Source organism: Bacillus sp. FAU18 (assembly GCF_056033885.1).
Window position 1 is genome coordinate 651,946 of record NZ_JBVYHZ010000004.1, and the last position, 13,117, is coordinate 665,062.

Annotated in this window: 13 protein-coding genes; 3 read left to right on the plus strand and 10 right to left on the minus strand. The window is 44.9% G+C overall.

Annotated elements, in window-relative coordinates; all coding sequences use genetic code 11:
• The first annotated feature begins 146 nt into the window (after positions 1-146).
• The gene (locus AC0OMU_RS14455; protein WP_014477537.1) at positions 147-1,601 is read left to right on the plus strand and encodes an alanine/glycine:cation symporter family protein; all 1,455 of its coding nucleotides are present in this window, start codon (positions 147-149) and stop codon (positions 1,599-1,601) included.
• 40 nt (positions 1,602-1,641) lie between these two features.
• Here the strand turns inward: AC0OMU_RS14455 and AC0OMU_RS14460 are convergent, their stop codons facing one another.
• The 6 genes from AC0OMU_RS14460 to nadB form a co-directional block, all read right to left on the minus strand.
• Complete coding sequence (locus AC0OMU_RS14460) at positions 1,642-2,364, minus strand: YebC/PmpR family DNA-binding transcriptional regulator (protein ID WP_004398802.1); 723 nt, start codon at positions 2,362-2,364, stop codon at positions 1,642-1,644.
• Between the two features lie 102 nt (positions 2,365-2,466).
• Positions 2,467-3,063: a spore germination protein SgpA gene (sgpA, locus tag AC0OMU_RS14465; RefSeq protein WP_474241257.1), complete on the minus strand. Its 597-nt coding sequence runs from the start codon at positions 3,061-3,063 to the stop codon at positions 2,467-2,469.
• 147 nt (positions 3,064-3,210) lie between these two features.
• Entirely contained in the window at positions 3,211-4,368 is a 1,158-nt protein-coding gene (gene safA / locus AC0OMU_RS14470) for a spore coat assembly protein SafA (protein ID WP_063335533.1), read from the minus strand.
• Between the two features lie 116 nt (positions 4,369-4,484).
• Positions 4,485-5,591, minus strand: coding sequence for a quinolinate synthase NadA (gene nadA, locus AC0OMU_RS14475; RefSeq protein WP_003229691.1), 1,107 nt, complete (start codon positions 5,589-5,591; stop codon positions 4,485-4,487).
• Entirely contained in the window at positions 5,578-6,447 is an 870-nt protein-coding gene (nadC, locus tag AC0OMU_RS14480) for a carboxylating nicotinate-nucleotide diphosphorylase (RefSeq protein ID WP_100506495.1), read from the minus strand. Before nadC ends, nadA begins: the two co-directional genes overlap by 14 nt.
• Entirely contained in the window at positions 6,401-7,996 is a 1,596-nt protein-coding gene (gene nadB / locus AC0OMU_RS14485) for an L-aspartate oxidase (protein WP_181219988.1), read from the minus strand. Before nadB ends, nadC begins: the two co-directional genes overlap by 47 nt.
• A gap of 102 nt (positions 7,997-8,098) precedes the next feature.
• Between nadB and nifS the strand changes: the two genes are divergently transcribed.
• Together nifS and AC0OMU_RS14495 are read left to right on the plus strand one after the other, a co-directional pair.
• On the plus strand, positions 8,099-9,286 hold the full coding sequence (gene nifS / locus AC0OMU_RS14490; protein ID WP_063335536.1) for a cysteine desulfurase NifS: 1,188 nt from the start codon (positions 8,099-8,101) through the stop codon (positions 9,284-9,286).
• Positions 9,246-9,788 (plus strand): transcription repressor NadR, encoded by a 543-nt coding sequence (locus AC0OMU_RS14495; protein WP_015483519.1) that lies wholly within the window; start codon positions 9,246-9,248, stop codon positions 9,786-9,788. Before nifS ends, AC0OMU_RS14495 begins: the two co-directional genes overlap by 41 nt.
• 24 nt (positions 9,789-9,812) lie before the next feature.
• Here AC0OMU_RS14495 and pheA read toward each other — a convergent pair whose 3' ends face one another.
• From pheA to spo0B, 4 genes are read right to left on the minus strand one after another with little or no spacing between them, the layout of a single operon-like run.
• Positions 9,813-10,670: a prephenate dehydratase gene (pheA, locus tag AC0OMU_RS14500; RefSeq protein ID WP_047182971.1), complete on the minus strand. Its 858-nt coding sequence runs from the start codon at positions 10,668-10,670 to the stop codon at positions 9,813-9,815.
• Between the two features lie 16 nt (positions 10,671-10,686).
• Entirely contained in the window at positions 10,687-11,130 is a 444-nt protein-coding gene (thrR, locus tag AC0OMU_RS14505; RefSeq protein ID WP_003222630.1) for a transcriptional regulator ThrR, read from the minus strand.
• Between the two features lie 60 nt (positions 11,131-11,190).
• Positions 11,191-12,477 carry a GTPase ObgE gene (obgE, locus tag AC0OMU_RS14510; protein ID WP_003229675.1) on the minus strand — a complete coding sequence of 429 codons (1,287 nt, stop codon included), beginning with the start codon at positions 12,475-12,477 and terminating at the stop codon, positions 11,191-11,193.
• 33 nt (positions 12,478-12,510) lie between these two features.
• Complete coding sequence (gene spo0B / locus AC0OMU_RS14515) at positions 12,511-13,092, minus strand: sporulation initiation phosphotransferase Sop0B (RefSeq protein ID WP_015483521.1); 582 nt, start codon at positions 13,090-13,092, stop codon at positions 12,511-12,513.
• Positions 13,093-13,117 lie beyond the last annotated feature (25 nt).

Consider the following 13,117-nt stretch of genomic DNA (forward strand, 5'->3'; position numbering starts at 1 on the left):
GATACGCCGCGTTTTTTCTTTTTCCCTTCCTCTTCTTATTGATAATTACAGGTCATATAATGTGACAAATCGATTGTAGAAATAGTTCGTTTAGACCAAAATCCTTTTTATACATGTATTCGAATTTGAAGTGAGGGGGAAGCTTGATGGCAGATTTTGTTGCTAGTTTGAATGCGGTCTTATGGAGTACGCCCGTCATTTATATTTTATTGGGAATTGGATTCGCCTTTTCAATTATGACCCGTTTTTTACAAGTCCGACATTTAAAAGAAATGATTGTTCAGATGTTCAAAGGCAAGAGCTCTGAAGCCGGCGTTTCATCTTTCCAAGCGCTATCGATTGCGCTGTCCGGCCGTGTGGGCACAGGAAACATCGCGGGAGTGGCGACAGCAATTGCATTCGGCGGACCCGGTGCAGTGTTCTGGATGTGGGCGATTGCCTTTATCGGGGCGGCGAGTGCCTTTGTAGAATCAACGCTTGCTCAAATTTACAAAGTGAAACAAGACGGTCAATATCGGGGCGGCCCTGCTTATTATATAGAAAAAGGCTTAGGCATTAAGTGGTTTGCCGTCTTATTTGCCGCTGCTGCCCTTATTGCAATGGCCTTTCTAATGCCGGGCGTACAGTCCAACTCCATTGCGGCTGGGATCCAAAATGCATTCGGCATCTCTCCTTTCGTCACAGGGTGTGGTCTGGTTTTATTATTAGGGTTCATTATTTTTGGCGGCGTCAAACGAATTGCCAATGTGGCGCAAATGATTGTTCCATTTATGGCCATTGGATATATCCTGCTGTCTTTGATTATTATTGTCATGAATGTGTCTGAATTGCCTGCTGTGATCTCATTAATATTCAAAAGTGCTTTTGCATTGGATTCCGCTTTTGGCGGCTTGATCGGCATGGCGATTTCCTGGGGCGTTAAACGTGGCATTTACTCAAACGAAGCCGGCCAGGGAACAGGCCCGCATCCGGCAGCTGCTGCAGAGGTTTCTCATCCGGTCAAGCAGGGACTGGTTCAGGCATTTTCTGTTTATATTGACACCTTGTTTGTATGTTCCGCTACAGCTTTCATGATCTTGTTTACCGGCATGTACAATACCCAGGCTGCAGATGGTTCCTTTATCGTTCACCAGCTTAAAGGCGTAGAAGCAGGACCTGGTTTCACACAAGCGGCAATTGACAGTGTTCTTCCCGGATTCGGTGCAGGCTTTGTTGCCATCGCTTTATTCTTCTTCGCTTTTACAACAATTATGGCGTATTACTACATCGCAGAAACAAATATCGCCTATTTAGCACGAGGCAGAGAAAGCAAATGGGCAATGCTTGGCTTAAAACTGATTATTTTAGCCGCCACGTTCTATGGTACTGTGAAAACAGCTTCACTTGCTTGGGCATTAGGGGATGCAGGGCTTGGCATTATGGTATGGCTGAACGTCATTGCCATTGTGCTGCTTGCCAAGCCGGCGCTTCTTGCTTTAAAGGATTATGAGCGCCAAAAGAAGCAGGGCTTAGACCCGGTCTTTGATCCAAAAGCGCTGGGTATCAAAAACGCTGATTTCTGGGAGAAAGAATACACTCATGAAAGTGAACGTGTCTCCTGAACATACTTAAACCGGCCCGATATGAAATCGTGCCGGTTTTTTATGAACGATAGTTTGTATACACTTCTTGAACATCATCGTCATCTTCAAGGACGTCTATTAATGTTTCCAGCTTCTCAACAGCCTGATCATCGGCTTCTGCATAGGTATTGGGAAGCATGGTCACCTCCGCCGAAGAAATTAGATATTTCGATTCGAGGGCTGTTTTCACCTCTTCAAAATGCTCAGGCTCTGTGAAAACCTCATATAGGTCTTCTTCAATTCGCAGCTCTTCTCCTCCTGCTTCAAGCACATCAAGCATGAGCTCATCTTCTTCTATTTGCCGTTCAGTACGGTCTATCGTAATGAACCCCTTTCGTTCAAATAAAAAGGCTACACATCCGCTTTCTCCCAGACTTCCGCCATTTTTATTAAAGGCTGTCCGCACATTTGACGCCGTTCGGTTTTTATTATCTGTTACGCATTCAACCATGACGGCAATCCCTGAAGGGCCGTAGCCTTCATAGGTGATTTCTTCATAGCTGCTTCCGTCTTGGCCTCCCGCAGCTTTTTTAATGGCCCGATCTATATTTTCATTCGGCATATTGGCGCCTTTTGCTTTTTCGATGACAAGACGCAATGCTGAATTTGCTTCTGGATCCGCTCCGCCTTCTTTCGCTGCCACATAGATTTCTTTTGCCAGCTTCATAAATATTTTCCCGCGCTTTGCATCCTGTGCATTTTTTCTTTTTTGAATGTTTTTCCACTTGGAATGGCCTGCCATGTTTTCACCTTCTTTTACATTTTCTATGTACACTTTAATGGGAATTGTTCGCTGATGCAAAGAAAAAGGCTGCCGAATATCACTTCCGGCAGCCCTTCCTTCCTAGCGGTTGTTCATTTTATGAAGTTTTCTGAACAGCCCTTTATCTGTTGATACTTGGACGTCACGGCCATTTGCATAGTTGCGCGCTGCTTTTACGACATTATCTCTGTCATACTTTGTGAACTCTCTGTGGCTTTTGACTGCGATAACTACTCGGTCATCCGATACCATAACTTGTGTGTCATTGACGTTTTTCACTTGTTTCACACGGTTGGCAATTTTTGCAGCCAGTCTTCTGTTTTCTTGGTTGTCATACCCGTTGTTCGCTGCATTCCGATTCATGTTTCGGTTATTCGTGTTGTTATATGTTCCGTCAGTTGCCAAAGGAACACGATCGTCAGCGGTAACACGGTCACGGTTATTTACATTCGTGGTGTTTCGGTTACCATCGTTCTGATCCTCCATTAATTCAGAAACAGGACCATCGTGGTCGATTCCGTCTCCCTGTCTATCGGCGTCATTTTCATTTGTATAATATCCGATTGGACGGGTATTGCCGTTATTGCGCGTATCATTCATAGCATTATCGTTTGCTCCGCATGCTGTTAAGCCGGCTGTCATTAGAATCAGGCTAGCGATCGTCATTTTTTTACCCAATGGAAAAACCCCCCGTGGACGAATTGAGCATGTTTGCTCGCTTTTATCATGTGCGTATGGGGGGCATGTTAAGCGTGTCAGTTCTCTCCATTTGGCAGTGATCTGCTTGAAAACAAAAAAAGGAACGATTTACATCGTTCCGAACGATCACTCATTTTCTTCTTCTGGCCGGCCAAACATTTGGTTTACAGAAGGCTGGTTCGTCATTGGCATAGAAACTCCTGCCGAATATGGGTTTGGATTTGGGTTAGCTGTGCCATATGGCATATTAGGGCTTCCATAAGCTCCCATTCCCGAATGGCCAGGCGCAGAGAAATATGGCTGATGATCACCGTCACAGCCGCAGTCGTCATGATCTTTGTATGGCATGTAACCATGAGCCGCAGCAGGCTGGTATGCTCCCATTACTTGGGGAGTGCCGTAATAAGGGCCATACGGCATATGTCCAAACGGAGATCCATAAGCCGGAGATGCGTATTGCGGCGCACCGTATGAACCGTAATGTCCATGATGGCTGTTTTCATGATGCTGGTTTTCATAACCCGGGTCATACTGAGGCGATACAAAGCCTGGCTGGTATCCATGCATCGGATGCATTGGATAAGCTTGTGCCGGATAGTACGGATAGCATAACCCTGATCCTGGAAGAATTGGCGAAACAGGCACCGGACACGGTACGAAATGAGCCGGATAATGATAATAAGGCTGAACAGCCGGCATATTCGGAACTGTATGATGAACGTTTTCTTCTTCTACACCGCCTACCTCTGGCGCCTTTGGCATATTAGGCATATTCGGATAATTTGCATTTTCCATATTACTCATAGCCTCCTGTTGTGGAAATTGGTCTTGCATATGATACATATGATCCATATTTCCGTCATGATGTTTTTTCGGCTCCTCCGGTTTAGGAGGCGACCAAGGCTGGAAAAGCTGTTTCATATCATAATAATCGTTCACATCAGCTTCAGGGTACACATTTTCCTGCAAATTAGGCATCGGCGGGACATACGGCATGGACTTCTTTTCTTTCGGCTTTGTGTCTTCTACATCGACAACGGATTTAGGCTTCTCTTTTGCATACGGATGTTCTTGCTTCACACTCCCGGCCGCAGGACTTTTGCCCGCTTTTGGCTCTTTTCTGACCGGGACTCCTTCTGACGGCACTTTTATTTTCATTCCAGGCATGATTAAGTCTGGATTGCTAAGCTGTGTATTGAGTTTTTTCACTTCCTCAACATCGACTCCGTACTTTTCAGCTATTTTCCAGAGCGAATCGCCTTTTTGAACGATATGGATTTTCAACGTTTTCCCCTCCTATGCAAAACGTGAACAGTTCAGCTGTGATTACAATATGTTTCTTCACAACATATGACTGAACAAAAGAAGTTATGAGTACAGGAAGGGAAAATATTTCTGATCTACGTGATCGAAAGCATTCGATTCAGGGCAAGGAGTGCATCTTCCTGAATGGCTTTTGGCACCTTGATGACGCCTGAAGGTTCTCCTTTTTCAATTTGTTCCAACGACCACAACAAATGCGGCAAATCAATTCGGTTCATTGTCAGGCAAGGGCACATGTCAGGGTTGAGTGATTCAATTTGTTTATCTGGATGCTCGTGAATGATCCGCTGAACAAGATTCATTTCTGTCCCGATTGCCCACTTGCTTCCCGCCGGAGCCTGGTTGATTGTGTCGATAATATATTTCGTTGATCCGTTATCATCGCTTAGTGTCACGACTTCGTGTGAGCATTCCGGGTGCACAATGATCTGAATGTCGGGGTCTCGCTCTCTCATATCATGAATATTTTTAGTGGTGAATTTCTCGTGAACAGAGCAATGCCCTTTCCACAAAATCACTTTCACATTCGTATGCCCGGATTCAGCTACTAATTCATCTTTCATCGGGTCCCACACAGCCATATCTTCAAGCGCAATGCCCAGATCATAAGCCGTATTTCTCCCTAAATGCTGATCAGGCAAAAATAAAATTCTTTTTTTCTGTGTAAACGCCCATTCAAGCACTTTTTTCGCATTCGAAGAAGTCACAGTTGCTCCGCCATGCTTTCCGACGAATGCCTTGATCTCCGCAGTGGAGTTCACATAAGTTAAAGGTATGATCGTATCTCCAAATATATGCTGAAGCTTCTTCCATGCCCTATTGGTCTGCTGCATGTCAGCCATGTCAGCCATAGAACATCCAGCTCTCATATCTGGCAGGACGACCGTTTGCTGCTCGCTTGTCAGCATATCGGCGGTTTCTGCCATAAAGTGAACGCCGCAAAATACGATATAATCCGCTTCTTTGTTTTTTTCCGCTACTTGGGCCAATTGCAGGGAGTCGCCTGTTTGGTCAGCAAATTGTATCACTTCATCCTTTTGATAATGATGGCCTGGTATAAAGAGCCTGCTGCCGAACTTTTTCTTAATGGCGGCAACGCGCGTTTCCATATCCTTTCTCGATAGTTCTTTATAACTTTCGGGCATCATATCATTCGATTGTTTGATCACATCAAGAATTGACATAACGGCATTCCTCCACAGATTCATTTGATAACGTAACATCCATGCTGATATCTAAACTTTTGACGGAATGAGTCAGAAATCCTAATGAAATATAATTCACACCCGTCCCTTTAAAAGCAGGCAAAGATTCTAACGTAATCCCGCCGGAGGCTTCAGTTTTTATATGATCCGGTGTGAGCTTTGCAAAATGACGGACCGTATCAGGCGGACAGTTGTCAAACATAATAACATCCGCGCCAGCTGCAATTGCTTCCCGCAGCTGTTCCTCCGTTTCAATTTCCACCTCGATATTTACCATATGCCCTGCGGCCTGACGGGCTTTTTTGCACGCCTCTAAAATAGAACCGCATGCTGCGATATGATTATCTTTAATCATGATGCCGTCATACAAACCGAATCGATGATTATACCCGCCGCCGGCTCTGACAGCATATTTCTCCAGCATTCTGAGCCCCGGTGTTGTTTTTCTCGTGTCACAAATTTTAATCTGTTCATCATCCAGACAACGAACAGCCTCTCTTGTCATTGTCGCAATTCCTGACAGCCTCTGAATAAGATTTAATACGACCCGCTCTCCTGAAAGGAGCGCAGCTGCGGGACCTTGTAACTCGGCAATCACTTCACCTTTATGCAACATGTCCCCATCTGATTTGCGTAATATGGTTCGAACACTTTCGTCCAATAACGAAAAGCCTTCTTTTATGATCGCTGCTCCTGCAAAGATACCCTCTGACTTTGCAACAATCTCCGCTTCACAGCTCTGTACTCCAAAAATAGACTGCGATGTAAGATCCCCTGTCCCAATATCCTCAAGAAAAAAGTGATTCAGTAATTTTTTCAGCTGTAAATGATTCATTGTTCCAAATCCCCCCGTTTTTTCTGATCTTCGTTCCTTTTTTTGTATGGACAATTTGTCTTCCTTGCCAGCTCACCTCAGCATGAGGAAAATCGGTGCGGAAGTGAGCCCCTCTGCTTTCCTCCCGCAAAAGCGCAGAAAACGTCATCAGCTTTGCAGTTTGCCATAGATGAGAAAGCTCCATCTGCCGAATTGTGATATCCTTCACATTTACTTCCTGAAAAGGCAGCATATGAAGCCAGATGCTAAGCTCAATCAAACTGCTTTGTTCCCGCAGAATAGACATGTGGCTTGTCATTTTGCTTTGCAGTTCATGCATCTCTATATCCGGCACCTCGTAGACGACACTGGTTTCTAGCCTTGATTGATATTGCCTGTTATAAACCGGTTTTTGGATAATATGCTCTGCTGCCCTTTTTCCAAATACCAGCGCTTCCAATAAAGAATTGCTTGCAAGCCTGTTTGCTCCATGTAAACCGGAACATGCTGTCTCGCCAATCGCATAAAGCCCCGGCACTGTCGTTTCTCCCCAGCGATTAACTGAAACACCTCCCATTAAGAAATGCATTCCCGGAGCAACAGGAATTTTTCCGCTGTGAATATCAACCCCTGCTTTTTCACAAATGGCGGTGATGGTAGGGAAACGTGTCTCAAAATCAGAAATCGCACTGAAGTCTATATAAACGCGATTTCCTTTTGCCATTTCTTCGTGAATAACCCGTGAGACAATATCTCTTGGAGCCAGGTCACCTAAGGGATGCCGTTCAGCCATAATCCTGCGACCGTTTTCGTCTACTAAACATCCGCCTTCCCCTCTGACAGCTTCTGAAACAAGCCCGTAGGAAACACCATTTTTCACAAGCAGTGTCGGGTGAAATTGAGTAAACTCCAAATCCGTTAATTCCGCCCCGGCCCGGAAAGCCAGAGAAAGACCGTCACCTGTGACAGTAGGATCATTCGTATGGTGAAGAAACAGGTTTCCACAGCCGCCGGCAGCCAGCACAACTTCGTCTGCGTGCCTTACCTTGAGCCGCCCTTTGCTGTCTTTTGTCATGACGCCGATACATCGTCCGTCCTCTATAAGCAAATCTGCTGCCATTTCATTCTCGATTAACTTGATTTTGCTGTTGATCCCTTTGAGCAAATAATCGATAAGCAGCCTGCCTGTTGCGTCTCCGCCTGCATGAAATATGCGGTTGTATGAGTGGGCCCCTTCTCTTCCAAGACAAACACCGCCTCGTTCATTGCGGTCGAATGGAAATCCACGCTCCAATAGGCTTTGAACCATCATTTTTCCATCATGTAAAACGTCTGCTGCAATAGCTAGATTATTATGGCCGCACCCTGCGTATAACGTATCCTCCAGATGGGCTTCAATCGAGTCATCTTTTGCATAGGCCGCAGCAATCCCGCCTTGTGCATAGACAGAATTGCTGTTTTTGACGCTTTTTTTTGTGATAACAGTCACTTCGTATGATGGCGGGAAAGCTGCAGCTAAGGAAAGTGCCGCCGCCCCTGAACCGATGACTGCAATCGTCTTTTTAGACATATGCCACCCTCCTGTTGTTTACACCTGTCTTGACACCTATATTTACACAAGGGTAAAATAAACTCAAGAGTTTTTTATGGAGAACGGATGGAGGAAGACCGGATGATTTATTTAGATTATGCAGCGACAACGCCTATTTGTGAGGAAGCCCTTACCGTATATCAGAAGCTTAGTATGGATGTGTACGGAAATGCCAGCAGCCTGCATGATGCAGGAGGAAAAGCAAAGCACATACTGGAGTACTGCCGTAAAAAAATCGCCAACATCATTGGCGGAGAAGCAAGCGGCATCTATTTTACAAGCGGCGGCACTGAATCCAACTTTCTGGCCATTCAATCATTGCTAAACGGTCTGCCAAAAACGAAAAGACATTTTATTACGACTGCCATGGAGCATCAGTCCATTCATAATTGTGCTGCTTTTTTGGAACAGCAGGGATATGATGTAACAGTCATTGAACCGAATGAATACGGGCTTATTACCGAGGAAATATTACTAGCCCATATTCGGCCGGAAACAGGCCTTGTATCTATTCAGCATGCAAATTCTGAAACCGGGATCATTCAGCCCATTCAACGCCTGTCTTCATACCTGCACAATAAGGGGATTCTTCTTCATTGCGACGCTGTTCAAACGTTTGGAAAGATCCCGATCAATACAAAAAATCTGGGAGTAGATGCACTCTCAATGTCCAGCCATAAAATCCACGGTCCTAAAGGAGTAGGGGCGGTCTATATCCGACCGGATGTCCCTTGGAAACCCGTTTATCCTCTGACTACTCACGAATACGGATTCAGAGCCGGCACCGTAAATGTTCCCGGGATCGGTGCCTTCACTGCCGCTGCAGAATTGATCGTAAGCGAAATGGAAAAACAGATATCCCGTAATGAGGCATTAAGAACTTACTTTCTAGACCAAATCCGTATTCGGTCTCTCCCTGTAACCCTTGCGGCAGACACTTCGCAAGCAGAATGTCTTCCACATATTATAGGGTGTTTTTTTCACTCATTTGAAGGACAATATGTTATGTTAGAATGTAATCGGAGTAATATTTGCATTTCAACCGGCAGCGCTTGTTCTGCAGGTTACCACGGTCCGTCTGAAACAATGAAAGCATTAAGAAAAACCGAACAAGAAGCTCTGCAATTTATCCGCATCTCTTTTGGCAGGCATACAACAGCTGAACAGCTGGAGCAGTTATTACATACGTTTACAGTGCTTTGGGAACAAAAGAAAGGAGAATTTGATATTGACCGAAGAATTAAAGCTAATGGGCGCCAACAGGCGTGACCAGCTTCTTCTGTGGCTGAAGGAATCTAAATCACCGCTGACAGGAGGAGAACTCGCAAAAAAAGCGAACGTTTCAAGACAGGTTATTGTACAGGATATATCCCTCTTGAAAGCGAAAAATGTACCGATTATCGCCACAAGCCAAGGATATGTATACATGGATGCAGCCGCTCAGCAGCACCAGCAGGCAGAAAGAATCATAGCATGTATGCACGGTCCTGAACGAACAGAAGAGGAACTGCAGCTCATCGTCGACGAAGGCGTTACAGTAAAAGACGTAAAAATCGAGCATCCCGTATACGGAGATTTAACTGCAGCCATCCAAGTAGGCACCCGGAAGGAAGTTAGCCATTTCATCAAAAAAATCAATTCTACGAATGCTGCCTACTTATCACAGCTGACCGACGGCGTGCACCTGCATACACTGACAGCACCTGATGAACATCGCATCGATCAAGCCTGCCAAGCACTTGAAGAAGCCGGCATTTTAATTAAAGACTAAAAAAAGCCCTCTAGTGGGCTTTTTTTATAATTGGTAAGACTGGTATGCACCCAGAAGCCTCACTTTGCAGCCGAGCGCTTCAAGCTCCTGCATGGCCCCTGGAATCAATACATCATCAAACGATTTCTCAATATCAATAATAAAGAAATAATGGCCTAATCCGGTTTTAGTCGGACGTGACTCAATTTTTGACAGGTTTAAATTTCTCCAAGAAAATGCAGACAGCACTCTATGCAGCGCCCCGGACTGATCATCTTGCGGCAGCATGACCATTAAGGTCGTTTTGGGCCTAGAGCTCAATTTTGAATTCACTTCAAAAGATATGTTTTCATCAGGAGATAGAATAACAAATCTTGTATGATTGTCCCTATAATCCTGTATATCCCGTTTCACGATTTTTAATTCGTATGTAGAAGCTGCCATATCATTGGCAATGACCCCGATATTCAGCTCGGGATGGTCACTGACAAACTTTGCTGCCGCCCCGGTAGAATTGGCGTATTCATATGGAACGGAAGGAAAATGTCGATGGAGAAATTTATGGCATTGCGCAATCGCGTGTGAATGCGAGTAAATTTTGTCGAGCTCTTTCCATGCATTCTCTCTAGAGGGATGGACGAGCAAGTGCTGATGAATCGGCAACGTCATTTCACCCACGATTGGCAAGGGCTGTTCATGTATTAAATAGTCTATTGTTAGATTAACAGATCCTTCTAATGCATTTTCCAAAGGAACAAAAGCAAAATCAACTTCGCCTGCAACGGCTGCATCTATACACTCCGGAATGGTGCGGTAAGCAACATGTTCGGCGCCGTTTTGAAAACAAGAACTGACTGCTAGATGTGTAAATGTAGCTACTGGACCTAAATAACCGACTTTCATGACGATTTTCTCTCCCTTATGCACCTGAACCTAATATTTCAACCTTTTCTACAAAATCAAACTTCCTGAGCTTATTCATTAATGTATGAATGTCTTCTTCCATTGCCGACGTACTGATAGACAGTGTCACATTTGCTCTGCCTTGAAGCGGAATGGTCTGGTGAATGGAAAGAACGTTGCTTCCAGAATCAGCTACCGCCTGAAGAAGCTGAGATAACGCACCTGACCTATCCTCTAAATGAAAGAAAAGTGTGATAATTTGTTCTTTTACCATGGTGTAGAATGGAAAAACAGCATCCCTGTATTTATAAAACGCACTTCTGCTTAAATCGACCTTTTGAACGGCATCTGCTACTGAATCTGCTTTTTTTCGATCAAGCAGCTTTTTGACTTCCAATGTTTTTCTCATTGCATCGGGCAATACATCTTCACGGACAAGATAAAATGTCTCCTCTTTCATTTGCATCCCCCCTTTAAAATAGAGAGCCTGACACCAGGCTCTCTTTTCAGCCAACATTCATTAATCAATAAATTCAAATTCAAATTCCAGAAGCCTGATTATATCTCCATCCTTGGCTCCGCGTTCTCTGAGTGCTTCATCAACACCCATTCCGCGCATCTGTCTTGCAAACCGTTTAACCGATTCATCACGTGAGAAATCAGTCATCTTGAATAACCGCTCAAGGCTGTCTCCTGAAAGCACAAATACACCGTCTGGATCGCGTGTAATGTTAAATGGCACTTCTTCATTTTCCATCGTGTACATGACACGGTTTTGTGTAAGCTCTTCCTCGTCATACAGCGGGAATTCCGGTGTGTTCTCAAGCTGATTGGCAACCTCAAACAGAAGCTCACGCAGACCTTCTCTTGTCACCGCACTGATCGGGAATACCGGATAATCATCCGTCAGCTTTTCTTTAAAGGCTTCGAGATTTTCCGCAGCCTCCGGCATGTCCATTTTATTTGCAACGATAATTTGCGGACGCTCAGTGAGACGCAGATTGTACTCGCTCAGCTCCTGGTTAATCGTAAGATAATCCTCATACGGATCGCGGCCCTCTAAGCCCGACATGTCAATGACGTGAACAATAACCCTCGTCCGTTCAATATGGCGCAAAAACTGGTGGCCCAGTCCGACGCCTTGGTGTGCGCCTTCAATCAGTCCTGGCAAATCAGCCATGACAAAGCTGCGTCCGTCATCCGTTTCAACCATGCCGAGATTCGGGACAAGCGTTGTAAAGTGATAGTCCGCAATTTTCGGTTTTGCAGATGAGACAACAGACAGCAAAGTCGATTTTCCCACACTCGGGAACCCGACAAGTCCGACATCTGCAAGCACTTTTAATTCAAGAACAATGTAGCGTTCTTTTCCCGGCTCGCCGTTTTCTGAAAGCTGAGGCGCGGGATTAGCCGGTGTAGCAAAGCGGCTATTTCCTCGTCCGCCTCTTCCGCCTCTTGCAATGACAGCCCGCTGTCCGTGCTCTGTTAAATCAGCGATGACCTGTTTCGTATCATCGTCTGTCACAACGGTGCCCGGCGGAACTTTAATGACCATATCATCAGCATTTCGTCCGTGCTGGTTTTTGGACATGCCATGCTCGCCGCGAATCGCTTTAAAGTGTTTTTTGTATCTAAAATCCATCAGGGTGCGGAGACCTTCATCTACTTCAAAAACGACGTCTCCTCCCTTTCCTCCGTCACCGCCGGCAGGGCCGCCTTTCGGCACATATTTTTCACGGCGAAACGCAACCATACCGTTGCCGCCGTCGCCGCCTTTTACATATACTTTGACCTGATCTACAAACATAATGTCCTCCGTTCTAAACCGTTAAAAACTCCGCTAGTCCAACCCAATTTCAATCAGACATTCGTGACTCGTGATTTCAAAACGCATGATATCAATGTCCTCATATCCATTCTGCCGAATATCATTAAAAGCAGATGGATCGGCAAAGGCGCCGTGAAAATCAAGGTACAGAATCAGCTGTCTGTCAGGATGATCTGTTTGAAGCGAAACCGTTAAATGATTTTCACTCTCTCTGCTGACTGCTTGATCAAACAGATGAAACAGCTTTCTCATCAGTTTCGCCAGCTTTTGATCATAAGCCGACAAATCCTTAATTTCTCCGAGAACTTCATATTCAAGCGTCATATAATGGGTTTTCCAATTAAACGTAAGAAAATCAAACGCCAAATGCGGTGTTTTCAGGTTTGAGAGCTTTGATTCGTGCTTTGCGTCTATAACCATTTCTTCAATCATTTCAAAGACGCGGTCATACTTCTGCAAGCTTAAGTTTCCTTTAATCAGCTGCAGCTTATTCATCCAATCATGCCGGGAATGGCCAAGCAGATGAATCAGTTCGTTTGTTAATGCCGTGTCGTCGCTTATATTTTCTTCTTGATTTTTTGAAACATCCTTCATTTTCGCACTCCCAATCATTTAATTT